We start from the raw sequence: 24239 nt of genomic DNA on the forward strand, positions 1-24239 counted from the left end.
AATTGCCAATGCCAAAAAGTATAGAAGTTTGTTTAACACCCGCACTACTTGATCTGTATGCTATAGAAGAAAGTATTGTGGTAGTCATTGATATTTTAAGAGCAACATCATCTATTGTTTATGGTATTGATAATGGTGCCAGTGCAATCATTCCTGTTTCACAGGTAGAAGATTGTCTGAACTATGCAAATCAGGGTTTTCTATTAGCTGCAGAACGAAATGGAGAAGTGGTTGAAGGCTATGACTTCGGCAATTCTCCATTTTCCTATACTTCTGAAAAGGTAGCTGGTAAAACGATAGTGCTCACTACGACAAATGGAACCAAAGCGCTTCATCTGGCAAGAACAAGGGCACATCAGGTTGTGATTGGTTCCTTTCTGAACCTGGAATCACTATGCAACTGGCTGCGTAGCCAACATAAAAATGTATTGCTGCTATGCGCTGGCTGGAAGGATAAATTCAATTTGGAAGATACCTTATTCGCCGGAGCGGTAGTCAACGAACTACGTAAGGATTTCGCTCATTTTGACGATTCCTGTGTTGCTGCAGAAGATCTATACCTACTGGCTAAGGATGACTTGAGGAGTTACCTTCATAAATCTTCTCATAGCCATCGTCTGGCAGAACTAAACATAGAGGAAGATGTGAAATTCTGTCTTCAGCTTAATATCTGCGAAGCCATCCCTGTATTATCGGGAGATGCACTTGTAGCGATTAAGGCTTAGGTGTCTTGAAATTATTGATCAGTTCCTGCAGGCTTTCGTTGGATTTGATCGTCTTCAATGCCTGTTCATAAGCAAGCCAATAAATGGTTTCTGCTTTTTTCATATCAAAAGTACTGATGTCTCCCATTCCTTTAGGTTCCACTAATGCGTTGCAGAAGGAAACCTTTTGCTCCATATCTTTATTGATGGACATTACGCCGGCTCTTTTCATCAGAGAAGAAATATTGGTGATTTTGTCGACGGTATTTAAGTGATTACAGGAAGAACCAATGATGTAGTCGCAATTGCTCAGTAATGGCTCTATAGGGAAATTATTTAAAATGCCCCCATCCACGTACATCTGATTGTTGATCATAATCGGTTTAAATATCCCGGGAATACAGCTGGACGCAAGCACAGCCCTAATCAAGGGGCCTTCAGTAAAATAGACCAGCTTTCCTTCACTAAAGTTTGTTGCTGCAATCGTAAGGGGTATTTTCAGATTTTCTATCTTATCTTCAGGAAGATGCTCTTTTAACAATTCTTCCACATGTTCGATATTGATCAGACCCAAAGATCCCAGTGCCGGTCTGATAAAACGCAACAGTTTTGCTTTGATGAAGATGTCCAGTCCTTGTTCCGGATCAATTCCTGAAGCATAAAAAGCTCCTGCAATAGAGCCTGCACTCGTTCCACTAATATGGCTGAAGGTAACGCCTGCATTTTTGAATGCCTTTAATACGCCTAAATGCGCAATTCCCCGAATGCCACCACCTGATAATACGATTCCTACTTTAGTCATAAGGTTAAATTCTTTTGCTATTTAGGCTTATATTTTGACATGTTCAATATTTTTTGAGGATCTTTTTCTGTCATTAACTGTTGCAGACTAGTCCCTTTATTCTCTTGCATATATTTTTTTATCATTTGCCAGCCCATCCAAACACCTAATTTCGGTGCGGACTCATTTTTTTCTCCCAGTCCTGGTGTAAAAGGGCCTTCAGCCAGAAATACCTGGATCTTTTGATAATCTGTTTCAAACAACAGGTTGTTCTGAAGTAAATACGCCCAGATGTCTTTTTCATAAGTTTTGCACCATTCCAGCTGAGATCTGGTGTATCCTATTTTGATTGAATCTGGCACTTCATCCGCCAGTACCTGATCCATAAAATAAAGAATTTTTCCGTTTTGGACCATCTTTGATAATAAGGTGCGATCTTCATCCCGCTCCGGAAAAAGCTCCTCCCTGGCATAGGTCTCGGTTATTCTTGGAACCACATATTCCGGGCTGAAACGACGGGAAAGGTAAGCAGGTACACTCTGAACAATGGCTCCGTAGAACTTGCTGTTCCTGCCCAGAAACATGTCGAGTCCGACGCCTATGTAATCGTCGCCAATGGGGGTTTGTACGGCAAACCCGGAAACAAAGGAAATGACCTTAGGAGTCTTAACATTAGGATAATAGTGTTTAATGTATCTGAACGTTTGTGTCAGGTCCTTTTCAATTCCGCTCATATCTTTAAATACGCTGTCTGCCTCTTTGTTTAAATCTGTATAGGCCTGATCATGATACAAGGTGGAGAGAATTTCTGTATTGCTATAAGTCGGATCACCTACCATTCGATGTACATAATCATCGTAGAATGATCCGTATTTTTGCTGAAGTAATTTATCCGTTTGCTGCAGGTCTTTTGTTTTTCCATTGTAAAGATCCTGATCAAACCTGGCTATCTTTAGCTCCAGGTTGATGTCACTTACATTAGGTTTGCTGCCCTGCTTACAGGAAAACAACAAGGGTATGCTACCCGTTAAAAGTAAGAGAAAGGCTCCTGATGGTCTGCTTGCCCGGTTCCGGTTGTTAACCGCTGATGAAAAAAAAGCCGCTATAGAAAGAAAAAATAGATAGATTTGGCTGGATTTTACGTTGTATATCATTTATAGCAAATATAAACAGATCCGAAAGGAAAATGGCATAAACTTATAGCTCAAAAATGAAAAGATACCTTACTTTACTCCTATTACTTTTATCCGGTCAGCTTTTTGCTCAGGAGGCCGGTTCTCCATATTATGGCTTCAGATTAGGTTTAACAGCACATCCCACCCTGGGGTGGGTAAAACCTGAGGTCGGAAAAAACGACGGGATTGCCTTGGGCTTTTCCTACGGTTTAATGGGCGATTTTAATTTCGCGGAAAACTATTCCTTTGCCACGGGATTAACCATCACTACGATTAATGGAAAGAGCACGGAGATTAACCCTGGGGCCTTTCATCCGGCCGGAGATCCAACTCTTTTAGATTATGAGTTGAGGTATAGGTTGCAGTATGTGGAAGTTCCTTTGACCATAAAATTAAAGACCAATAAAATTGGTGATTTAAGGTGGTACGGACAATTTGGTCTCTCTAATGATTTTAACATCGGAGCGAAGCAAAATGCATCTCAGGCAGGGACAAAAATTGCAGATGGGAAAAATATCTCTGACTATACCCGTTTTTACCGTGCCGGATTGATTGTCGGTGCAGGGGGAGAATATGATCTTGACGACCGGACCAGCCTTGCCATAGGCCTGACTTTTAATAATGGCTTTACCAATATTATCAAAGATGGCGATAGAAAAGCTAAGAACCACTTTGTTGGCATTAACATAGGTGTTTTCTTTTAAAGAATTTTAATAATAAGACATGAATATTGCACTCGCACAGCTCAATTATCATATTGGGAATTTTGAATACAATACCAAAAAAATAATAGACCACATTAGCCTGGCGAAGGCAAAAGGAGCAGACCTGGTTGTGTTTGCGGAGCTTGCGGTTTGTGGTTATCCTGCCCGTGATTTTCTGGAGTTCGATGAGTTCATAGAATTGTGTGAAACTGCTGCAAGAGAAATTGCCTGTAGTTGTCAGGGGATCGCCTGTATTATCGGTTTGCCTGTAAAAAATGATGTGCTCGCAGGTAAAGACCTGTATAATGCTGCGTATTTTATTGAAGATGGTCAAATCAGAAATATTGTGAAGAAGGCTTTATTGCCTACCTATGATGTGTTTGATGAGTACCGTTATTTTGAACCTGCCAGTCATTTTGAATGTATCAGTTTTAAAGGCAAAAAAATTGCGCTGACCATTTGTGAAGACCTTTGGAACATTAATAATAATCCTTTATATGTTTCTTCTCCGATGGACGAACTGATTCGTCAGAAGCCGGATCTGATGATTAACATTGCAGCCTCTCCGTTTTCTTATTGCCATGATGATGAAAGAGTTGTGGTGTTGTCTGATAATGCTAAAAAATATAAGTTACCGTTGTTATATGTGAATCAGGTTGGTGCTCAAACGGAGATCATCTTTGATGGTGGTTCTATGGTGTTTGATAAACAGGGCAAGCTGCTGGATGAAATGCCTTATTTTAAAGAAGAACTTCGCGTCTATGAAATGGAAGACGATCAGTTCAGAGGATATACACCTATTGAACATCAGGCTGCTCCGGATATTGAAGTCATCCATGAAGCACTGATTTTAGGCATTAAAGATTACTTTTCTAAATCTGGTTTCAGCAAGGCAGTACTGGGGCTTTCAGGTGGAATAGATTCAGCTATTGTTTGTGCATTGGCTTGTCGTGCTTTAGGACCAGAGAATGTTATGGCTGTATTGATGCCTTCCAAATATTCTTCGGATCATTCGATTCAGGATGCGCTTGACCTGGTTAAAAATATTGGCTGTAAACATGAGATCATTCCAATCAAAGAGGCTGCAGATGCTTTTGATCAGATGATGGCTCCGGCTTTTAGCGGCTTGCCTTTTAACCTGACAGAGGAAAATATTCAGGCCAGGTGCAGAGGGATTATAGTGATGGCGATGTCGAATAAATTTGGTTATATATTGTTGAATACTTCTAATAAAAGCGAATGTGCGGTGGGGTATGGTACGCTGTATGGAGACATGTGTGGTGCAATAGGTGTGATTGGCGATGTGTATAAAACACAGGTTTACCAGCTGGCTGCCTATATCAATAAAGACGGGATTGTGATTCCGGAGAACTCAATTATTAAACCGCCTTCTGCAGAACTGCGGCCCGGGCAAAAGGATTCCGATTCCTTGCCTGATTATGATATTCTGGATAAAATTCTATTCCAGTACATTGAACTGAAAAAAAGCTCGTCTGCAATTATTGCACAGGGTTATGACGAAGCATTGGTAAGAAGGATTATTAAAATGGTAAATACGGCGGAATTTAAGCGTTATCAGACTCCGCCGATTTTAAGGGTATCGCCTAAAGCATTTGGAATGGGCAGAAGAATGCCTATTGTTGGGAAATATCTTTCTTAAGACTTTAGGGAGGTGATCCACCATACGTTACCTGTGGTATCTTTAACACCGCAGGTACGTCCATATTCCTTATCGGAAAGTTCCATCACGGTTGTTGCACCTGCTTCAATGGCTTTATGGAAACGCTCATCCGCGTTGTCTACGTAGATAAACAAATTCGATACCGCAACTCCCCAGGACCCAACTGCGTCGCAATACATAATGGTGCTGCCTGAAATCTGTGCTTCTCCGTGCATTAGTAAGCCGCTCTGGTCTACCCGCTGATGCTGCTGGGTAACCTCTGCATCAAATACTTTTTTTATAAAGTCTGTAAACTTCTGAGCGCCTTCCAGCATAAGATATGGCATTACTGCCTGATGTTGTCTTGGAGTATTCATAATGTTATTATTTAATGAGTTATACCACAAATGTAGGTTTGGGTCATGAACGAAAATTGGAAAAACACGACATTCTTAAGCCGTGATCCATTTTGTTCCTTCCGCATTTCCGGAGAAATAAACTCCCGGGTGATGTCCGGAGAATTCTTTGAAATCGTGGATAAAATGAGATTGGTCATAATAGCCACAATCATAGGCGATATCTGTCAGAGAAAGGAATTCCTTTTCAGGATACTTGCGCAAGGCAGTTTGAAATCTGATGATTCTGGTAAAGAGTTTAGGGCTAAAGCCTGCGTGTTCTTTAAAATTTCGTTGAAACTGACGGATAGACAGAAAACTGTCATCAGCCAGACGCTGCACATTACTTCTTCCGTCTGTGTTGATGATCTGCCGGATGGTTTCTGAAATTCCGTTATTCCGGGTTTTGCGTTGTGTGAGTTTCGATTCCAGATACTGACTGATGATTGCAACTCTCGTCTTGTTATCGGGAGCAAGCACCATTTTTTCTTCCAGCTCTTTTCCTGCCGCCCCTAAGATAGTTCCGGTATCAACCATCTCATTCGTCAGGGCAAGAGCTGGGATATCAAACAATTCAGGTAGGGCAAAAGGATAAAGGTAGACCCCGAATATGCCAAAATGATTGTTAATTGAAAATCGCCTGAATTCCTGTGAAGGCCCCGATATCCCGGAGGAAAAAGAGGGAACTTGCTGATTATTATTTAGTAACTCATCAAAAACGCCCTGATAATGAAAAACCATTTCTATGCATCCATCTGCCATTGTGCGGTGGATGTAAGGTACTCCTTCGAAATTTTCCATTTCCAATACCCAGAAACAACGGACCAGGCCGGCTAGTTTTTCTGAAGGAGCAATGCTGAAGTATTTCATAAAAGATAAGCCTCAACATAAAGTTAATGATTTTTAGGAAGCCTTTTTAACCCATTTTCTATAGGGGATAATTAACGCCAATAAAACTGCACTGAGGGAGAACAGCTTTGCAATAAGGTCGCCATTTTCTACGTAAAAAGTAAGATCGCTATTCAGATTGAGGTCTGCTTTTAATGCAGTCCGTGTCCACCACTTGCTTTGTTTTACCAGGTCCCCTTTCTGGTCGATAAAACCGGAAATTCCCGTATTGGCTGAACGGACCACCCACCTTCTGGTTTCTATGGCTCGTAATTTGGCGTATAACAGATGCTGGTCTTTTCCTGAGGTATTTCCCCACCAGCCATCATTGGTGATAATGGCGATGAACTGAGCGCCCTCCTTTACAGACTTACCAATCCAGTCGCCCCAAAGGGATTCATAACAAATCACTGGTGCAACACCAATGCCGCTTTGTGCATACATAACTGCAGGATTTTCCTGCCACCCCCAGCCGCTTACCGTACCACCCAGCTGAGCAAATACCGGCTTCAGAAAAGCCAGGGCATTTGGAAAAGGCATTTTTTCTACACCAGGAACAAGCTTTGATTTGTGATAGAACTGTACGTTTGCGGAGTTCTCTACCTGCATCGCGGTATTGAAATTATCATAATAGACCCCGCTGTTTTCATCGAATTTCGCACTGATCGTCTTTGCAGAATGATATTGTTTAACACTTTCAATGCCGGTAATTAGTGTTCCGTTTTTATATTTTGAAAGGAAATCCTGAAGCTGTGTAAAGTCCGGATTGCTTCTGATACGGTCCTCATCGCTGTAGTTCGGAATTGCTGTTTCCGGCCAGATGAAGTATTCTGTATTGGGTTGTCCGACAGAATCCGAAAGTCGGCTTAATGTGCGCATTTGCTCCTGAGGAGAAATGCCACCGAGTTTCTCATAAGGATCAATGTTGGGCTGCACAGTGACCACATTTACCGGGACAACTTTTTCCTCGTAATCGGCATATCTGGTCAATGAAGAAATAATCGGTAACAGAATTACCAGGGTAAGCGGAATCAGCGGCCTGAATTTAAGGTATCCCATCTGGGATCTGAAAGCCTGATAAGCTTCAAACGCAAGTATATTACTAATCAGTATCCACAATGAACCACCATACACCCCGGTATACTCATACCATTGTACCAGCTGATGACTGGTTGCAAAACCATTTCCAAGGGTCATCCATGGAAAGGCCAGATCCCAGGTTTGGTGCAGGTATTCCATACTGATCCAGAAACTGATGAGCCCCGCATAAGCTATCCATTTAGAGGTGTACCTGCTCAAACGGTAATATAGCCAGAAAGTGAAGGTCATCAGTAAGGCCCCTAAACCATATGGAATAAGGGATATGAGAAAGGCGACAAAAGCACTGTTATAAGCGCTGATTGCATTATAAACCCAATATATGCAGGCAGTATTCCAAATAAGGAAGGTTAAACCTGCCGTTAAAAAAACACGTTTTCCTTTTTTCTCTTTTTCACCGTTACTGATTTGTTTGATGGCGATAAGTAAAGGAACCATAGCCAATAGTAAAAGGGGAGCGGTATAGGGTATGGGAGGCCATGCCAACCACATTAAGAATGCGCTTGACAAAGCCAGGAGCGTCGTGTTTTTTAAATTCATTGGGGGTGTTATCGTGCTGCTTTATGAATTAGAAATTGTCTAGTACGTCTGCTTTTTTCGCCTCGTATTCTTCAAGGGTAATCAGCTGTTTATCGTACAAGGTTTTTAATTTTCTTAGTTTGATGGTTGTTTCATCTTCGGGCTCTTCTACCGGAGCTGGGGGGATAACAGGAGCAGGGGGAACGAATGCTACCGGCTCTTCCACTACTTTAGGCTCAGGAATGGTATTTACGGTTACTGGAGAAGTGGAAGAGCGTCTTTCTTCCAGTTCGATCTGGCGTTGCTGCTCTTTAAACTCTGCCAGTTGTTCGTGTGCTGCCTGATATAATTTGCGGGCCTGTACTTTAGGAATGTATTCTGTAATGATGTTTTCTCCATGTGTAGGCACGCAGATAAATTTAGAACCAAATATTTCTTCTTTAAAAGAGATCTCTTTGATGGTCTTCCAGGAGATGTCTTTAAAATTCATAGTGATTCCAAAATTGCCTGGCTCACAATAGAAAATACGTTTGTTACTTACGGCAATGCAGGTCGGAAGCAGATTTACAGCTGGTCTTTTTTGTACCGCCATATAGATCAGTTCTTCATTTGCGCTGAGCATGTCATTTAATTTTCCCAACACTTTTTCAACAGCCTTAGGATCTTGTTCGTCACTTAAAAATCTATCTATTAATATCATGTTAATGCTTTTTATATCATACTATCAAAAATTGAACCTATTTATCTTTCTCGTATTTAGACTTCTTCACTTCTGTTTTTCCCGCCACACAAATCACAAACTCTCCTTTTAATATGTTGTTTTCAAAATGTGTTTTAATCTCCAGTAAAGTCCCCCTTACGGTTTCCTCATACATTTTTGTCAGCTCCCGACTTACGGATGCCTGGCGGTCTTCCCCGCAATATTCGGCAAACTCCTCCAGAGTTTTCAATAATCTGTGCGGACTTTCATAGAGGATTATGGTGCGATCTTCTTCAGCCAGTTTTTTGAATCGTGTTTGTCTGCCTTTTTTTACGGGTAAAAAACCTTCAAAAATAAAAGTATCGGATGGAAGTCCGGAGTTGACTAATGCCGGGACAAAGGCGGTTGCTCCTGGTAAACATTCTACAGCCAGCTCGTTTTTGATGGCCTCTCTTACCAGGAAAAAGCCAGGGTCGGAGATGGCAGGTGTGCCTGCATCAGAGATCAGGGCCACGTTCTTTCCTTCCTTTAGAAACTTAATGATTTCTGAGGTTGCCTGATGTTCATTGTGCTGGTGATGGGAATATGCTTTCTTATCAATGCCGAAATGTTTCAGCATGGGGGCGCTGGTCCGGGTATCTTCGGCCAGAATCACATCGGCCTCTTTTAAGATTCTTATCGCCCTGAAGGTCATATCCTCAAGGTTGCCTATTGGCGTTGGAACAAGAAATAGTTTGCCTTCCATAGTTATTTTTTTCGCTATGCAGGGCCAAATGGGCTCGCAATGACGAGTTAAGTTATTATCTTTGTTTAAAAAATAAAATAATGTTGCAAGTTAACTATATCCGCGAAAATAGAGAGAAAGTTTTAGAACGACTGTCTGTCCGTAATTTCAAACAGCCTGAATTGGTGGATGAAATTATTAAAATTGATGAAGAGCGTAGACAAGCTCAAACCTCCTTAGACTCCCTTTCTGCTATCGCAAATTCCAGTGCTAAACAAATTGGTGAGCTGATGCGTAATGGTAAAAAAGAGGAAGCGGATATATTGAAATCGGAAACTACAGCAAACAAAGAGCAGATCAAAAACCTTTCTGATGTATTGGCTGAAGCAGAAGATAAATTGTACCACCTGATTGTACAATTACCTAACCTGCCCCATGACTCGGTACCTGCAGGTGCAACTCCGGAAGAAAATGAAGTTGTGCTGATACATGGTGAACCTGCAGTACTGGCTGAAAACGCGGTGCCGCACTGGGAGCTGACTGCTAAATATGATATCATCGATTTTGAACTGGGAACAAAAATTGCTGGTGCAGGTTTCCCTGTTTATAAAGGAAAAGGAGCCCGCTTACAAAGAGCATTGATCAATTTCTTTCTTGATCGTGCAGTAGAAGCAGGATATAGAGAAATGCAGGTGCCTCACCTGGTTAATGAAGCTTCCGGATTTGGGACCGGCCAGTTGCCGGATAAAGAAGGTCAGATGTACCATGCAGGAGTTGATAATCTGTATCTGATTCCCACAGCAGAAGTTCCGGTAACGAATTTATACCGGGATGTTATTCTGAAAGAGGAAGAACTTCCAGTTAGAAATACCGCATATACCCCATGTTTCCGTCGTGAGGCAGGTTCTTATGGCGCGCATGTAAGAGGCTTGAATCGTTTACATCAGTTTGATAAGGTAGAGCTGGTACAAGTGGTACATCCGGAAAAATCTTACGAGGTGCTGGAGCAGATGAGCAGTTATGTACAAACACTGCTGAAAGAGCTCGGTCTGCATTACAGGGTCTTAAGCTTATGCGGTGGCGATATGGGGTTCACTTCTGCAAAAACCTATGATATGGAAGTATGGAGTGCCGCACAGCAACGCTGGCTGGAGGTTTCTTCAGTTTCCAACTTTGAAACTTACCAGAGTAACCGTTTGAAATTAAGATTTAAAGGTGCTACCGGAAAAACTCAGCTGGCACATACCTTAAATGGAAGTGCCTTGGCTTTACCGCGTATTGTGGCCTCTATTCTGGAAAATAACCAAACTGATAAAGGAATTAAGATCCCGGAAGTTCTGGTAAAATATACCGGGTTTGAATATATTGATTAAGTATTAAAGATCTTCCAATAAAAAAACCTTCTCTATTATGGAGAAGGTTTTTTTATTTCACCGGTAGATGAGAATATTATAGTATTAAGATCAATAAAAGAATAATGATAATGATCGCTCCTACAGAAAGATAAACACCTCCACCTATGGCTTTAGATTGTTTTTTCAGTTCTCTTAGCTCCTTACGCAGTTCTTTCTTTTCTGCTCTGGATAAATGCGACTTATCCATTGACCTGATTTCCTCTACCCGTTCTGTAATTCTTTTTAATTGTGCCTGTTGTTCAACGGTCATTTCCGTTTTATTCTTTTCGGATTTGTCTGCTGCAAGAACTGTGTTCGCGCTAACGCCCAGCATAAAGATTAAGGCCAGTGAGTAAATGAATTTTTTCATGTGATTTAGGTTTTGTGATTTCTGTTTAAATAACAAAAAACCTACCAAAAATTTTTGATAGGTTTTCAGAAGCATCCAAATGTGGATATAATCCCCTTTTAACACTGTTTAAGCAAGATAGCTAAAGAATATTTTTTTGGTGTTTACCAGTGTTTATTTCCTATAAAGGAATGTTTTCTGTTAAACTGTATACTCTTAAAGGCATCATTATTTGATCTCAAACACGGTATTCATTGTGTAATTCAATTTTATTTTCTTGAAATCAATTTCCGGAGCAGCCCCGCCCATGGCATCTGCACTTTCTGCTTTCATCATCATGACGTTGGCACGGTACATTGGCTGAGGATAAGATTCGTTGTTCAATTCCTGAATATCAATGATGCTTCCCAGTTGATTGCCTAATGCTTCTACTAAATAAGTTGCTTTAGCTTTTGCAGCCTGAAGGGCTTTGATTTTAAGCTCTTTTTTTAGGGCTTCGATCTTAGAGTAATCATAGCTATCTATATTGGTATACGCTACACCTTTAGGATCTACTGAACCAATGATTTCATTCCATTTGTTAAGGTCTGATACTTTCAAACGATATTGTTTGCTAACCAGAAAATCCGGGTTTTTCTTTTTCTCAGCAATACTATAACCGGATACGTTGTTGATGGTTAAGTTTTCTTTGGAAATGCCGGCATCCTGAATGGCTTTATACAATTGACTTTCTAAAGTGGTGATTTCTACCTTTTTCTTACTGTTGTTATCTTTCAGATATTCTTTCAGGGAGATGCTGATATAGATGATATCTGGAGTCACTTCAGTTTCTGCAGATCCGCTGACACTTATCTTTTTTCTTAGATCTACTTGTTGAGCCATGGCACTTAAACTAAATAAGGCAACGAAGGCAAGGGCTAATAACTTTTTCATAATATTGATTTTTCTTTTGTGTATTTGATAAGAAGATGTAAATATCAGACCAATTCCATATCCGGGAGTTAACAATTTACAGATTATTTCTTAACTGACTCATTATTAGGATGATTTTATGAGAAAAATATTTATGAAATTTTACTCATAAATAAAAAAGTCCGTAAAGCGATCACTTTACGGACTGATATTTTTTTAGAAAATTTCTAGTCTTCTACCATCTCATTGTTTGGGCCGATCTCTTCCTTTACCTCTTCCTTGAAATAGGTTTTCTGATAGATGAGGATAATGACTACCCCTACAGAGATTGCGGCATCAGCGATGTTAAAAACCGGCCTGAAGAAGACGAAATCTTCTCCTCCCCAGATGGGTACCCATGAAGGGAAGTTGCCCTGCAGGATAGGAAAATAAAACATGTCTACTACACGTCCGTGAAACCAGCCTTCGTATCCATAGATCTTTCCATAAAATACGGAGTCAATAATATTGCCCACTGCTCCTGAAAAGATCAGTGCTACATTCAGAATTAATCCCCTATGGTATTTTCTCTGAATCAGGTAATGTAATGCATATCCAATCCCTGCCACTGCCGCTATTCTGAATAAAGAAAGAGACAGTTTACCAAACTCCCCGCCAAATTCAAGACCGAAAGCCATTCCGTTATTTTCCGTGAAATGGATAATAAACCAGTTCCCTATGATCTTAAACTCCTGACCCAGGTACATATTGGTTTTGATCCAGGTCTTTAGAACCTGGTCGGCCAGTAAAACGAAAAAGATAATCAATAAAGGTTTTGTATAGCCTTTCATTAGCTTTGCTTCATTTTAGCTTCCATGCTTAACGTTGCATGCGGAACCGCACGAAGACGTTCTTTTTGGATTAGTTTCCCTGTTTCACGGCAGATACCGTAAGTTTTGTTCTCGATACGTACCAACGCCGCTTCCAGATTTTCAATGAATTTTTTCTGACGTGCAGCCAGTTGATTCAATTGCTCTTTCTCCAATGTAGCAGACCCGTCTTCCAAGGTTTTATATGTTCCTGAGGTGTCTTCAGTTCCGTTAGAGTTGGGGCTACTTAATGAGCTGGTTAGAGAAAGAAATTCTTCTCTGGCCATACGTAATTTTTCCTGAATTAATTCTTTAAACTCTTGAAGTTCACTATCAGAATACCTTGTTTTTGTAGCTTTTTCCATAATATTATTGTTTTGCAATCGAAATATGTAGTTCAACATCGTCGATTACGATTTTGTTTCCATTATCTAAATTATCTATTAAATTAATTTTATCCGCTAAGATTTCCGAACAAATGTATGTTTTATTTTGTGCTACCGCGTTCGCGATCAAATTATCGTTTTGTAAAGACACCGTAATCCTATCAGTAACCTCAAAGTTCAGTTCCTTTCTCAGGTTCTGGATTCTGTTAATCAGCTCACGTGATAAACCTTCCTGTTTTAGTTCATCTGTAATGGTAACATCCAGTGCAACAGTCAGATTTCCTAAATTAGTCACTTGCCATCCAGGAATATCTTCGGCGATGATCTCTACATCAGCCAGGGCAACTACATATTCCGTGCCCGGAATTGCATATTCCCCTGCTGCTTCAAACTGCGCAAGTTGTTCCTGGTCAAGATTATTAATTACTTCAGCTACCGTTTTCATGTCCTTACCTACTTTAGGTCCGAGAGCCTTAAAGTTTGGTTTGATTTTTTTCTTGATGAAGCCGGCAGTGTCGGTAATGTATTCAATATCCTTGATATTAGTCTCCGAAAGGATCAGTTCTTTTACCAGTTCTACACGCTCTGCAAATTTCTTATCCAGTACCGGAACTAAAATTTTAGCTAAAGGCTGCCGAACATTAATGCTGCTTTTCTTACGTAGAGAAAGCACCATTGAAGAAATGTTCTGTGCCAGCTCCATGCGCTCGTTCAGTTCCTTATCGATCAGTGTGCTGTCTGCTTCTTTCCATAAGGTCAGGTGAACCGATTCCACAGTATTGTTATGATCTGCTACAGAAAGGTTCTGGAATAACCAGTCTGCAAAGAATGGCGCTACCGGCGACATGATCTGTGCAATGCTGGTCAGACAGGTATATAAAGTCTCATAAGCTGCTTTTTTATCTGCAGTCATTTCCCCCTTCCAGAAACGGCGGCGGGATAAACGGATGTACCAGTTGCTCAGGTGCTCATCTACAAATGTCTGGATTGCTCTTGAAGCTTTGGTTGGTTCATAAGTCTCATAACTTTCATCTACCTCCGCAATTAGCGTCTGTAATAAAGATAAGATCCAACGGTCCAGTTCACTGCGTTCAGCTACCGGTGTCTCGTTGTGTATATCGATTACAAACTTGTCGATATTTGCATATAAAGCAAAGAAAGAGTAAGTGTTGTAAAGTGTACCGAAAAACTTGCGGCGTACCTCATCCAGTCCATCTATATTGAACTTAAGATTGTCCCACGGTGAAGCGTTGCTGATCATGTACCAACGGGTTGCATCGGCACTGTAAGTCTCTATAGTTGAGAAAGGATCTACGCCATTGCCTAAACGTTTAGACATTTTATTGCCGTTTTTATCCAGTACCAATCCATTGGATACCACATTTTTGAAGGCTACTCCAGGATTACCTACTTTTTCGTTGATGGCCTTGATTTCGTCACTGGATTCACTTAACATCACTGCAATAGCATGTAGCGTAAAGAACCAGCCACGGGTCTGATCCACACCCTCTGCAATAAAATCTGCAGGATAAGCATGCTCAAAATCTTCTTTATTTTCAAATGGGAAATGCCATTGCGCATAAGGCATAGCACCACTGTCAAACCAAACGTCGATCAGGTCGAGCTCACGAACCATTCTCTCTCCGGTTGAAGAGGTTAAGATCACATCATCCACGTAAGGGCGGTGCATGTCTTTTAGTTCAAAACCTGCTTCCATAAAACCAGCGGCTACAGACTTCTGGATTTCTGCATTCAGTTCTTCGATAGAACCGATACATTTCTCCTCCTGGCCATCAGCAGTACGCCAGATTGGAAGGGGAGTTCCCCAATAGCGTGAACGGGAAAGGTTCCAGTCTACCAGGTTTTCCAGCCAGTTGCCAAAGCGTCCGGTTCCAGTTGCTTCAGGTTTCCAGTTAATGGTTTTGTTTAAAGCCACCATTTTCTCCTTTACTGAAGTGGTTTTGATAAACCAGCTATCCAGAGGATAATAAAGGATTGGTTTATCAGTTCTCCAGCAATGTGGATAACTGTGCTCGTATTTCTTTACGTCGAATGCTTTGTTGTTTTCTTTCAATTTGATGGCAATCAGCACATCAGTTGGTTTAAAGTCAGCAGCAGCGCGCTCTTCGTCTGAGTAATATTCTTCTTTTACATAACGGCCGGCAAAGTCAGTTACTTCTTTAACGAATTTACCTTGTTTGTCTACTAATGGAGCTTCATTGCCGTTTTCGTCTTTGATCAGGACTGAAGGTACGCCGTTTTCTCTGGCGACACGAAAATCGTCTGCACCAAATATCGAAGCGGTATGTACAATTCCGGTTCCGTCTTCTGTAGTCACGAAATCACCAGGAATTACACGGAAAGCATTAGCTTCCAGATCTTCATTGGTCACATAAGCCATCAGTTGGTGGTAATGTAAACCTACCAGGTCTTTTCCTTTAAATTCTGTTGCTACCGTCCATGGGATCAGTTTATCTCCGCCTTTATAGTCCTCAAAAGAAAGGTCTTTCGCATCTGCTTTAAAGTGTTTAGCTACCAGGTCTTTCGCCAACACCACACTTACAGGAAGGAAGGTGTATGGGTTAAAAGTTTTGATCTTCACATAGGTGATCTTATCTCCGACAGCCAAAGCACAGTTGGAAGGTAAAGTCCATGGAGTGGTGGTCCAGGCAATGATTGCTGTTTCCTCTTTCTCGTTTTCAAAAAGCTGGGCCATCAAAGGATGTTCCTGGTCTTTCTTAAGGAAAAACTGAGCAGTAATCGAGGTGTCTTTCAACATCTTATAAGTGCCTGGCTGATTCAGCTCATGTGAGCTTAATCCTGTTCCTGCAGCAGGCGAATAAGGTTGCACCGTATAGCCTTTGTATAGCAGACCTTTGTTGTAAAATGACTTTAAGATCGACCAAAGTGATTCGATATACTCATTTTCATAGGTCACATATGGGTTTTCAAGATCTACCCAATAACCCATTTTCTCCGTAAGGTCATTCCATACATCTGTGTATTTCATGACTTCCTCACGACAGGCCGTATTGTATTCTTCAACGGAAATTTTCTTTCCGATATCTTCTTTCGTAATGCCTAATTTTTTCTCTACAGCGAGCTCAATAGGTAACCCGTGAGTATCCCATCCGCCTTTGCGTTTTACCTGAAAACCTTTTAAAGTTTTATAACGGCAAAAAATATCTTTAATGGCACGCGCCATTACATGATGAATCCCTGGCATTCCGTTAGCGGAAGGCGGGCCCTCATAAAAAGTAAATGGGTTCGATTTTGAACGTGTAGAAATGCTCTTTTCAAAGATGTTTTCCGCTTTCCAAAAATCAAGTATCTCTTTTCCTATTTTCGCTAGTTCCAGTTGTTTAAATTCCCTATACATCAATCAAGTATCTCCAAAAAATTAAGGATGCAAAGTTACGTTTTTAGAATTAAAAAATGTAGTCTTATCATCATCATATTGACGACGATCCCTGCAATCCCGATGTTGTTATAAATCAGGATCGTAAAATAGGAAAAAAAATAGATTTATCCGCCCCTCGCCTAAAGAGACAGGCTTTTCTTTTTTACTATTGGTTTGATTTTTGTTGCCTACTGGTTAATTATTTAAAGCCCTCCTGTTATGATAAAAATACTGAAACTCCAAAAAGCAGTGATCGCCATTATTCTGGGTATAATTGCATTAATAGCCTATAAGGTGATGAATGTAAACGATATGGAGTCCAGTATTTATATGCTCGAACTTGCAGGTTTTTTATTTATAGCCGGAGCCTTGTTGTTTCTCTATCCTATATTCTTTGCCAAAAAGGATAAACAAGGTAACGTGGAACTGGAGCCTGAAAAACAAGAAGAGGGAACCTGAAAGATTATAAGACCCCGCCCATGTATGGATCAGTAATCCCTTCTTCGCCAGTCTCTACATGACCTGCATATTGCTTGCTGAATGCATCATGTCCATTTACCCGGATACTGAAATCATACCAGAAAGCGCTTTTCTGTAAGTCCACAATTACTTTTGCTTTAGCCCTGGCAGGGAGGGTAATTTCCTTTGTTTTATTCTTTTCATAAGTATTATCCTGAATGCTAATCTTCAGCTCTTTTTTTCCACTGTTTTCCAGTAAGAGCTGTACATTACCTGTTCCTTTTTTTGTCAGCATTCCTGAGGTTTCATATTCACAGCTCAGTTTCAATTCCGGATCATGTTTATTTCCTTTAAATCGCCTGAAGAAACCATTCGGACCACTGATGCATAAATGATAAGTCTCTTTGTCAAAGTCAGACAGGCTTAGCTTGTCAGTTACTTTATCCGTAGCACTAACACCGTAATTCCATGTTTTTCCTGCTTGTCCCTTATAAAGTACTGGTGTATACATCAGAAATGCTGCACCCACGGGAACTATCTTTTGTCCGAAATTTCCTTTGCCGGATTCAAACTGAATTTGTATTGTACCAGTTGTGATGTCCAGATCAGCCTCTGCAAACAGTTGATAAGGTAAAGCACAAGCTGGACGTGTGCCTTTTTCCTGTTGCGGCATTGCCGAAGGGGAACCCGATTCAAAAGCCTCATGGGCATTGATCTGCTCAATCTCTTTGGGAGACAAGGCCTCAGGTTTTACTTGCGCCGGTTTATTTTTTGCATTCTGGATTCCAGTGATGACACTTTCTTTTTTCAATGGGCTTACCGGATTGGACTGGTCTGCCATAGCGGGCCGGAAGACCGAGGTCAGATCACCACAAATTGCTCTTCTCCAGCTGCTGATATTTTTACTTTTGATTTTCTTTCCTGTTTTTTTACCAATGAAGTTTTCCAGGAACATCAGGCAGGAAGTATGGTCAAATACCTGAGAATTGACATAGCCGCCTTTGCTCCAGGGTGAAGCAACGAGTAATGGAACACGATATCCTAACCCGATAGGGCTATCTTTCTTTTGTTCATAATCCGGTGCGACATCAATCTTTTCAGAAACTTTCCCCGTGGAAGCATCGCCCGGCTTAGGAACAACATAAGGAGGAATATGGTCAAAATACCCATCGTTTTCATCGTATGTAAGAATGAAAATGGTTTTTTTCCATACCTCCGGATTTTTTGTCAGGATATCTATTGCTTCGGAAACATACCAGGTTCCATAGAGTGGAGAACTGGTGTGATCGGAAAACCTTTGAGGAGCCACCAACCAGGATACCGTTGGCAGTTTTCCTTGATTTACATCAGAACGGAACTGATGAAAGATATCATTTTTAGGAATGTTCATGGTCTGTTGAATACCCTGATCATCGGTAAACGTAAAAGGAGCGAGCTCCAGATAATTTTCAGGAGCATTGATATTGGTGGCGAAGGCTTTATCAATCAGGTTTTTCTCCCGGTCTGAAAGCTTATTGTATTTTTCAGTTACTTCAGCAGCGCTCAATGCGGGTTTACTGGATTTATCTCCGTTTTTTCTGAAATAGGCAGAAAGTTTTACGTTGTAACGTTTAACATATTCAATGGCATTATCACCATAATTGCCCAACCAGTCGTCCACAGTATCTCCCTGAAGGTCGGCGGTCCAGATTTCATTCTGGTAGATTTTCCAGCTTACATTGTTGTCTTCCAACAATTCAGGGAAAGTTTCCCAGTCTACATAAGCGTTTTCTCTGGATTCTGCCTGAGAATTGTTTACTGCCGCTACAGAGCTGCCGTTTTGTTCCGGACGGATGGTTCCACTCCAAAAAAACAGCCTGTTAGGGGTAGTTCCTGTTAATGAAGAGCAAAAATTGTGATCGCATATGGTGAAGGCATCTGCCATGGCATAATAGAAAGGCACATCGGTACGGTCATAATAGCCAAGGCACATATGTGATTTTACAGGTACCCACTTGTCGTAATTTCCATTGTTGCGGGCGGCAAGCTGGTCTGACCAGGAATGGGGAAGCCCGCCCTGCCAGGTAATTTTAGTCTTATTGATGTCTACATGAAAAGGAGCGAAAGTTTTTCCTGCTGCATCTTTTTGAAGCCATACTTTATTCTGGTCAGGTTGAGTAAACGTTCTTGGATCATTAAAACCACGGACTCCTGCCAGTTTACCAAACATATGATCAAATGAACGGTTTTCCTGCATCAGGAATACGATATGTTCTGCATCATAAAATGTAGATCCCGGTGCGGCGCTGATGGCCATCGCCTTTTGAATAGACATGGGTATTACATTAGGGAGTCCGGCTGCTCCGGATAACAGGGCTGCCTTTTTTAAAAATGATCTTCTTGAATCCATTGTTTTGGTTTGTGTGTACTCAAATGTAATAAGATTGAAGATTAAAAGTAATTTTTTGAGATGAAAATCAAACCAATGAAGGGTAAGATATTTACGTAACAAAAAGGGTACTTAGTGTGGATTGTACAAACTGGCTTTTCTTGTCATTTTATTTATAGAATTGTGTATTTTACATCGTTAAACACCTAAACTGCATTTCTTATGATAAAATATATTGGCGGCGCGCTAGTCATTGGCGGAGTATTGACTTCAATTTTAAGTTTTGAAAATAAAGCAATTGTACATTCGCCAAAACCAATCGATTTTAATCCTGGCTATCGCTTGCTGGAAAAAGCAGAATTGAACTACCGGAATTATTGTGGTGGTTGTCATGGAGAGAAGATGGATGCTTTTGTGGACCGGCAATGGAAACATGGAAATGCAAAAGAAGACCTCTTTAAGGCAATAAAAAATGGATATGCGAATGAAGGAATGCCTGCCTTTGATGCTACATTTACCGATAAAGAGATCAGAGAACTTTCAGATTATATCCTGAAGGGAATAAAAAATGTTGACCGCTATGCAGGGGCAAAGAAACCAGTGAGCAATATTTTTAAAACAGCCGAAATGACCATCAGGTTGGATACCGTGGCGAAAGGCCTGGACGTCCCATGGGGAATGGCTTTTCTCCCGTCTGAGGAGTTGCTGGTTACCGACCGCAATGGCAAGTTCTATAAGGTGAAAAAAGACAAGTCTTTACAGCTGATCAATGGGACTCCAGAGGTATTGGCAAAAGGACAGGGTGGTTTAATGGATGTAATTCTTGATCCTGCCTTTGCAACGAATAAGACCCTTTACCTCTCTTATTCTAAATTTAAAACCGAAGATGGAAAGGTATTGGCTACTACAGCGGTTGTAAAAGCAAAGCTGGAAGGGAATGAGCTGGTAGATCAGCAGGATATCTTTGTAGCCAAACCCTGGTCCAGAACACAGCACCACTATGGCTCCAGAATGCAGTTTGGAAAAGATGGTTATTTATACATTGCTATCGGTGAAAGAGGAAATGAAAAACAAAACCCTCAGGAAATCAAAGGAAATGACCTTGGAAAGATCCACAGGATAAAAAGTGATGGTAGTATTCCTACTGATAATCCGTTTGTGATAACCAAGGGCGCAGAGGCATCCATTTTTACTTATGGGAACCGCAATCCTCAGGGGATGACCATTCATCCTCAGACAGGGGTCATCTGGGAGAATGAACATGGACCAAGAGGTGGGGATGAAATCAATATCATTCAACCAGGTAAGAATTACGGTTGGCCGATAGCGACTTATGGCATCAATTACAATGGAAAGATCATTAGTAATATTTCAGAAAAGGAGGGGATAACAGCACCTTTGCATTACTGGATTCCCTCTATAGGGCCAAGCGGAATGGCTTTTGTTTCCGGAAACCGTTATAAGGGATGGAAAGGCGATCTGCTTACCGGTTCCCTGCGTTTTGAATACCTGAACAGAAGTGTATTACAAGGAAATAAAGTGATTAAAGAAGAAATACTTTTCAAGAATATCGGCAGGCTGAGGGATGTAAGGATGGCGCCGGATGGCTATATCTACATTGCAGTAGAATCTCCTGGTATCGTTTATAAGCTGGTTCCGGTTAATTAACGGTGAAGGCTCTGTTTAGCCACAAAGACAAGGGAAGTAAGCCTACAATAATCAATGCGATATACCAAACCCCAAAGGCACTGGCCCATGCTGCATTCAGTAAAATCAGTGCGATAACGCCTGCTTTTACAGATTTGCCGATGTTCTTTCCGATAGGATCATCAAGGGTTTTAAATAAGGGATTGAAGATCATCAGGTAGAACGGAATTACAAAGAGAATGGTGAGCAGGAAAAAACCTTTGCTGTGTGCAATGAAAAGAATGCAGGCAATGACAAATGCATAAAGGAAGGCGGCAAGATATAATGTCGCTTTGCTTTTTTCATTCCCTTTTCTTCTGTTGATGATCGTGAGTGAGGCAATATATACAATGGGGATGGTTGCAATTACCAACCACCAGATTTCGGGATACCAAGAAAAAATACTTACACCAAGCAAAAGGTTTAATCCCCTGCAGAGCCCCATATTGATCGGGCCACTGATGGTCATGTGCTTAGAATATTTGTCGTAAGTTAAAGCGGCAATCATAATCAGACATGCAATCGCTAGAGAGGTCAGGTTTACGATTGCCGCCGCCATAATCCCTACAGTAAAGCAAATTCCGCCAAATACAGCAGCATCTTTTTTTGTAATGCTTCCATTTGGAATCGGGCGGTCCGGACGCTCCTTTTTGTCTCTTTCCAGATCAAAGACATCGTTAAAGATCACCCCTCCGCTATACAAGCCTATGGTAGATAGGCAAAGCAACAGAATCGGAAATAAATGCTGAAGCTCAAATTCCGTAGTTAAAAAATAACCTGAAATGGCTACACCAGCAAGAACATCAGTAACGGAAGTCACCAGATTTGCCGGACGCATAATCTTAATATAGGCGAGTCGGTTCTTCAAATAATTATAAGTTTAAAGCAGATTTTGTTGATAAAAAAATGCAAGTCCAGCAGTATAACAATTCAAAATAGGTTTAGGTTGGTATTTAAATGCAAATAAACATATAAAAAACACTATTTATAGCTTAATCAGCCTTTTTTTGCGTATCATTTATATTGAACTGGACCATCAGTTTTGTTCAAAAGTGGATGATTTATCTCAAATCAGGATTTTCAAACTTTGTCTTATTATTTATAAGTAGTAAAAAACAATTTAAACCTTACTAAAATGTAAAAATCAATTTTTTATCACACAGGATGCCTGAAAAAGCGGGCGTGAAATCTGTACCGGCATTGCTGACCGCAAGTGGTAATGTATTACACCTTAATTTTGGTGCTTCCATGGCAGACTTAAATGGATAGTCTCTTCCTTGAAATTATAAACTCCGTATCATCTTTCAGCTCCCTCTTTAAAGCAATTGCTTATTTTTTCTTTGTGCGCTGGGCTTTTACCTCCGAAGCCGTAATGGCTCCTGCTTTATTGCCAAAGCTGTTTCTCACATAGGTCAATACATCTGCTATTTCCTGGTCTTTGAGGATATCAAGCTGAGGCATCGGATTCGAATAGGTTTCTCCATCAATTTCCAGACTTTCATTTGAGCCATTGAGGATAATTTTAATCAACCTGTTTTTATCCCCGAGTACGTATATCGTTTTGCTTAAAGGAGGATTTAAATTAGGAACGCCTCCGCCATCTAATTGATGACAGGAGGCGCAAAATTTCGAATAAACCTTTTTTCCTTCCAATAACTGATCTCTTTGAACTGTTGCTTTTGCTGTGGTTTTCTTTTGAGCCTGAGCAGCAGCCGGTACAAATAAGGTTAAAGGAAGGGCCAGAAGAGCAGTAAATAGGAGTTTTTTCATGATCTTTTATTTTCCCTTATATAATATCCGGTATACAGTCCCCTTCACGTCATCAGTTACATACAGAGAGCCATCTGGCCCTTGTGCCAATCCGCAAGGGCGATGCTTTGCGTCCCTGGGAGACATTACGTTGTCTGTTCCGGCAAAACCGTCTGCAAAGATTTCCCATTCTCCGGTAGGCTGACCATCCTTGAATGGAGCAAACACAACATAAAAGCCTTCCTGTTTTTCAGGAGTCCTGTTCCAGGAACCATGAAAGGCGATAAAAGCACCATTCCTGTATTTCTCCGGAAACTGATTCCCGGTGTAAAATAACAAGCCATTGGGAGCAAGATGTCCGGGAAAAGCCAGCGCGGGATTGATATATTCTTTGCTGCCTTCTTTTTTGCCATCGCCTCCGTATTCCGGTGCCTGGATGTTTTTCTTTTGATACTGGTCATAATAGACATAAGGCCAGCCTGCATTGTCTCCTTTTTTAAGCATGTACAGGCATTCGGCAGGAAGGAGAGCGGATTGTTTTTCATCATACAGATCCGGCCAAAGTCCATTGAGTTGATCACGGCCATGCTGCATCACAAATAAGCTATTGTTTTGTTGATTCCAATCTAAGCCAACTACATTTCTTATTCCTGTGGCATAACGAACGCCATCGCCATAGCTTTGGTTCAGCTTGTTGGCTTTAAACTGCCATATCCCTCCGGCAGAATCTAATATCGGACAACCTTTTATTCCCGGGGAGCCTGGGGTACGGTCTTTTTCCTGGCAGGAGTTGGAATACGCTCCTATGTTCACATAGATGTTTCCTGAATTGTCTAAGACAATAGATTTGGTATCGTGCTGTCTGCCTTTTTTTAATTTGGTAATCAGCTTTGAGGGATTATTCTGATCAAGGACTTCATCACTTTCGTTGAGTTTATAGCTAAAGACCTCGTCGTTAGAAGAGGCATACAGTATGTTGTCTTTTAAATAAAGGCCCGTTCCACCATAATTTCCAAAGCCAGTATGTTCGTCCATACGGCCATCACCATTTTTATCTTTCAGGTAAATGATGCCTTTTTCTTTAACTGGTTTCGCAAGTTTTACATACAAATTTCCTTCCTTGGTCACGACGATGTGTCTGGCCTTGCCAATGCTGTCGGCCACTATTAGCGCCCCAAATTCTGCAGGAAGTTTTAAACCTGCATTATTCGCATCAGTGGTGGGTGGATCGGTTGATCTGTCCGAAGGGTTATTTTTAAAAGCATATAAGGAGCAGAAAACCCCAGCCGTAAGGAGCGGAATAATCAATCTTGTTTTCATGATCATACTTATCATTTTAT

At 41.0% G+C, this 24239-nt stretch carries 22 protein-coding genes; 6 read left to right on the forward strand and 16 right to left on the reverse strand.

The genetic code is table 11. The annotated features are described in order from the left end of the window. Positions 1-8 precede the first annotated feature (8 nt). Positions 9-725 (forward strand): 2-phosphosulfolactate phosphatase, encoded by a 717-nt coding sequence (locus BFS30_RS11860; RefSeq protein ID WP_069379496.1) that lies wholly within the window; start codon positions 9-11, stop codon positions 723-725. Here the strand turns inward: BFS30_RS11860 and BFS30_RS11865 are convergent. Both BFS30_RS11865 and gldB read right to left on the reverse strand, forming a co-directional pair. Then, the gene (locus tag BFS30_RS11865; RefSeq protein WP_069379497.1) at positions 715-1506 is read right to left on the reverse strand and encodes a patatin-like phospholipase family protein; all 792 of its coding nucleotides are present in this window, start codon (positions 1504-1506) and stop codon (positions 715-717) included. The genes BFS30_RS11860 and BFS30_RS11865 overlap by 11 nt on opposite strands. Positions 1507-1523: 17 nt before the next feature. Then, on the reverse strand, positions 1524-2639 hold the full coding sequence (gene gldB, locus BFS30_RS11870; protein WP_083252022.1) for a gliding motility lipoprotein GldB: 1116 nt from the start codon (positions 2637-2639) through the stop codon (positions 1524-1526). A gap of 56 nt (positions 2640-2695) precedes the next feature. On the opposite strand from gldB, the gene BFS30_RS11875 reads away from it, so the two are divergent. Beyond that, positions 2696-3364 carry a porin family protein gene (locus tag BFS30_RS11875; RefSeq protein WP_069379498.1) on the forward strand — a complete coding sequence of 223 codons (669 nt, stop codon included), beginning with the start codon at positions 2696-2698 and terminating at the stop codon, positions 3362-3364. A 19-nt stretch (positions 3365-3383) separates the two neighbouring features. After that, positions 3384-5024 carry an NAD+ synthase gene (locus BFS30_RS11880; RefSeq protein WP_069379499.1) on the forward strand — a complete coding sequence of 547 codons (1641 nt, stop codon included), beginning with the start codon at positions 3384-3386 and terminating at the stop codon, positions 5022-5024. Here BFS30_RS11880 and BFS30_RS11885 read toward each other — a convergent pair. The 5 genes from BFS30_RS11885 to rsmI all read right to left on the reverse strand — a co-directional run bounded on the left by BFS30_RS11885 (position 5021) and on the right by rsmI (position 9369). Next, on the reverse strand, positions 5021-5401 hold the full coding sequence (locus BFS30_RS11885) for a glyoxalase (protein ID WP_069379500.1): 381 nt from the start codon (positions 5399-5401) through the stop codon (positions 5021-5023). The two genes, BFS30_RS11880 and BFS30_RS11885, sit on opposite strands and share 4 nt — an antisense overlap. A gap of 75 nt (positions 5402-5476) precedes the next feature. Then, positions 5477-6289: an AraC family transcriptional regulator gene (locus BFS30_RS11890; RefSeq protein WP_069379501.1), complete on the reverse strand. Its 813-nt coding sequence runs from the start codon at positions 6287-6289 to the stop codon at positions 5477-5479. Positions 6290-6322: 33 nt separating this feature from the next. Continuing rightward, on the reverse strand, positions 6323-7945 hold the full coding sequence (lnt, locus tag BFS30_RS11895) for an apolipoprotein N-acyltransferase (protein WP_069379502.1): 1623 nt from the start codon (positions 7943-7945) through the stop codon (positions 6323-6325). A 28-nt stretch (positions 7946-7973) separates the two neighbouring features. Further along, positions 7974-8624 carry a PH domain-containing protein gene (locus BFS30_RS11900; protein WP_069379503.1) on the reverse strand — a complete coding sequence of 217 codons (651 nt, stop codon included), beginning with the start codon at positions 8622-8624 and terminating at the stop codon, positions 7974-7976. A gap of 37 nt (positions 8625-8661) precedes the next feature. Further along, the gene (gene rsmI / locus BFS30_RS11905) at positions 8662-9369 is read right to left on the reverse strand and encodes a 16S rRNA (cytidine(1402)-2'-O)-methyltransferase (protein WP_208603051.1); all 708 of its coding nucleotides are present in this window, start codon (positions 9367-9369) and stop codon (positions 8662-8664) included. A gap of 80 nt (positions 9370-9449) precedes the next feature. On the opposite strand from rsmI, the gene serS reads away from it, so the two are divergent. Continuing rightward, the gene (gene serS, locus BFS30_RS11910) at positions 9450-10721 is read left to right on the forward strand and encodes a serine--tRNA ligase (RefSeq protein WP_069379505.1); all 1272 of its coding nucleotides are present in this window, start codon (positions 9450-9452) and stop codon (positions 10719-10721) included. A gap of 76 nt (positions 10722-10797) precedes the next feature. Here the strand turns inward: serS and BFS30_RS11915 are convergent, their stop codons facing one another. The 5 genes from BFS30_RS11915 to ileS all read right to left on the reverse strand — a co-directional run bounded on the left by BFS30_RS11915 (position 10798) and on the right by ileS (position 16616). Further along, positions 10798-11112, reverse strand: coding sequence for a hypothetical protein (locus BFS30_RS11915; protein WP_069382403.1), 315 nt, complete (start codon positions 11110-11112; stop codon positions 10798-10800). Between the two features lie 207 nt (positions 11113-11319). Then, a complete protein-coding gene (locus BFS30_RS11920) occupies positions 11320-12024 on the reverse strand; it encodes an SIMPL domain-containing protein (RefSeq protein WP_069382404.1) in 705 nt (234 codons plus the stop codon). A 206-nt stretch (positions 12025-12230) separates the two neighbouring features. Beyond that, the gene (locus BFS30_RS11925; RefSeq protein ID WP_069379506.1) at positions 12231-12833 is read right to left on the reverse strand and encodes a lipoprotein signal peptidase; all 603 of its coding nucleotides are present in this window, start codon (positions 12831-12833) and stop codon (positions 12231-12233) included. Then, the gene (locus BFS30_RS11930; RefSeq protein WP_069379507.1) at positions 12833-13216 is read right to left on the reverse strand and encodes a TraR/DksA family transcriptional regulator; all 384 of its coding nucleotides are present in this window, start codon (positions 13214-13216) and stop codon (positions 12833-12835) included. Before BFS30_RS11930 ends, BFS30_RS11925 begins: the two co-directional genes overlap by 1 nt. 4 nt (positions 13217-13220) lie before the next feature. Further along, a complete protein-coding gene (gene ileS / locus BFS30_RS11935) occupies positions 13221-16616 on the reverse strand; it encodes an isoleucine--tRNA ligase (protein WP_069379508.1) in 3396 nt (1131 codons plus the stop codon). 240 nt (positions 16617-16856) lie between these two features. On the opposite strand from ileS, the gene BFS30_RS11940 reads away from it, so the two are divergent. Continuing rightward, on the forward strand, positions 16857-17096 hold the full coding sequence (locus tag BFS30_RS11940) for an isoleucyl-tRNA synthetase (protein WP_069379509.1): 240 nt from the start codon (positions 16857-16859) through the stop codon (positions 17094-17096). 4 nt (positions 17097-17100) lie between these two features. Here BFS30_RS11940 and BFS30_RS11945 read toward each other — a convergent pair whose 3' ends face one another. Next, on the reverse strand, positions 17101-19485 hold the full coding sequence (locus BFS30_RS11945) for a phosphocholine-specific phospholipase C (RefSeq protein WP_069379510.1): 2385 nt from the start codon (positions 19483-19485) through the stop codon (positions 17101-17103). A gap of 201 nt (positions 19486-19686) precedes the next feature. Between BFS30_RS11945 and BFS30_RS11950 the strand changes: the two genes are divergently transcribed. Continuing rightward, the gene (locus tag BFS30_RS11950; RefSeq protein WP_069379511.1) at positions 19687-21132 is read left to right on the forward strand and encodes a PQQ-dependent sugar dehydrogenase; all 1446 of its coding nucleotides are present in this window, start codon (positions 19687-19689) and stop codon (positions 21130-21132) included. Here the strand turns inward: BFS30_RS11950 and eboC are convergent. The 3 genes from eboC to BFS30_RS11970 all read right to left on the reverse strand — a co-directional run bounded on the left by eboC (position 21125) and on the right by BFS30_RS11970 (position 24219). Beyond that, positions 21125-22018 (reverse strand): UbiA-like protein EboC, encoded by an 894-nt coding sequence (gene eboC, locus BFS30_RS11955; RefSeq protein WP_237028743.1) that lies wholly within the window; start codon positions 22016-22018, stop codon positions 21125-21127. The genes BFS30_RS11950 and eboC overlap by 8 nt on opposite strands. Positions 22019-22479: 461 nt before the next feature. Next, positions 22480-22920 (reverse strand): c-type cytochrome, encoded by a 441-nt coding sequence (locus BFS30_RS11965; RefSeq protein ID WP_069379513.1) that lies wholly within the window; start codon positions 22918-22920, stop codon positions 22480-22482. Positions 22921-22926: 6 nt separating this feature from the next. Further along, entirely contained in the window at positions 22927-24219 is a 1293-nt protein-coding gene (locus BFS30_RS11970; RefSeq protein ID WP_069382405.1) for a PQQ-dependent sugar dehydrogenase, read from the reverse strand. Positions 24220-24239 lie beyond the last annotated feature (20 nt).

The sequence above is a fragment of the Pedobacter steynii genome (assembly GCF_001721645.1).
GTDB classification, from domain to species: domain Bacteria; phylum Bacteroidota; class Bacteroidia; order Sphingobacteriales; family Sphingobacteriaceae; genus Pedobacter; species Pedobacter steynii_A.

Bases quoted from the DNA above. Each gene is read 5' to 3' on its own strand.
- BFS30_RS11860 (WP_069379496.1), top strand. From the start codon at position 9: ATGCCAAAAAGTATAGAAGTTTGTTTAACACCCGCACTACTTGATCTG.
- BFS30_RS11865 (WP_069379497.1), bottom strand. From the start codon at position 1,506: ATGACTAAAGTAGGAATCGTATTATCAGGTGGTGGCATTCGGGGAATT.
- gldB (WP_083252022.1), bottom strand. From the start codon at position 2,639: ATGATATACAACGTAAAATCCAGCCAAATCTATCTATTTTTTCTTTCT.
- BFS30_RS11875 (WP_069379498.1), top strand. From the start codon at position 2,696: ATGAAAAGATACCTTACTTTACTCCTATTACTTTTATCCGGTCAGCTT.
- BFS30_RS11880 (WP_069379499.1), top strand. From the start codon at position 3,384: ATGAATATTGCACTCGCACAGCTCAATTATCATATTGGGAATTTTGAA.
- BFS30_RS11885 (WP_069379500.1), bottom strand. From the start codon at position 5,401: ATGAATACTCCAAGACAACATCAGGCAGTAATGCCATATCTTATGCTG.
- BFS30_RS11890 (WP_069379501.1), bottom strand. From the start codon at position 6,289: ATGAAATACTTCAGCATTGCTCCTTCAGAAAAACTAGCCGGCCTGGTC.
- lnt (WP_069379502.1), bottom strand. From the start codon at position 7,945: ATGAATTTAAAAAACACGACGCTCCTGGCTTTGTCAAGCGCATTCTTA.
- BFS30_RS11900 (WP_069379503.1), bottom strand. From the start codon at position 8,624: ATGATATTAATAGATAGATTTTTAAGTGACGAACAAGATCCTAAGGCT.
- rsmI (WP_208603051.1), bottom strand. From the start codon at position 9,369: ATGGAAGGCAAACTATTTCTTGTTCCAACGCCAATAGGCAACCTTGAG.
- serS (WP_069379505.1), top strand. From the start codon at position 9,450: ATGTTGCAAGTTAACTATATCCGCGAAAATAGAGAGAAAGTTTTAGAA.
- BFS30_RS11915 (WP_069382403.1), bottom strand. From the start codon at position 11,112: ATGAAAAAATTCATTTACTCACTGGCCTTAATCTTTATGCTGGGCGTT.
- BFS30_RS11920 (WP_069382404.1), bottom strand. From the start codon at position 12,024: ATGAAAAAGTTATTAGCCCTTGCCTTCGTTGCCTTATTTAGTTTAAGT.
- BFS30_RS11925 (WP_069379506.1), bottom strand. From the start codon at position 12,833: ATGAAAGGCTATACAAAACCTTTATTGATTATCTTTTTCGTTTTACTG.
- BFS30_RS11930 (WP_069379507.1), bottom strand. From the start codon at position 13,216: ATGGAAAAAGCTACAAAAACAAGGTATTCTGATAGTGAACTTCAAGAG.
- ileS (WP_069379508.1), bottom strand. From the start codon at position 16,616: ATGTATAGGGAATTTAAACAACTGGAACTAGCGAAAATAGGAAAAGAG.
- BFS30_RS11940 (WP_069379509.1), top strand. From the start codon at position 16,857: ATGATAAAAATACTGAAACTCCAAAAAGCAGTGATCGCCATTATTCTG.
- BFS30_RS11945 (WP_069379510.1), bottom strand. From the start codon at position 19,485: ATGGATTCAAGAAGATCATTTTTAAAAAAGGCAGCCCTGTTATCCGGA.
- BFS30_RS11950 (WP_069379511.1), top strand. From the start codon at position 19,687: ATGATAAAATATATTGGCGGCGCGCTAGTCATTGGCGGAGTATTGACT.
- BFS30_RS11965 (WP_069379513.1), bottom strand. From the start codon at position 22,920: ATGAAAAAACTCCTATTTACTGCTCTTCTGGCCCTTCCTTTAACCTTA.
- BFS30_RS11970 (WP_069382405.1), bottom strand. From the start codon at position 24,219: ATGAAAACAAGATTGATTATTCCGCTCCTTACGGCTGGGGTTTTCTGC.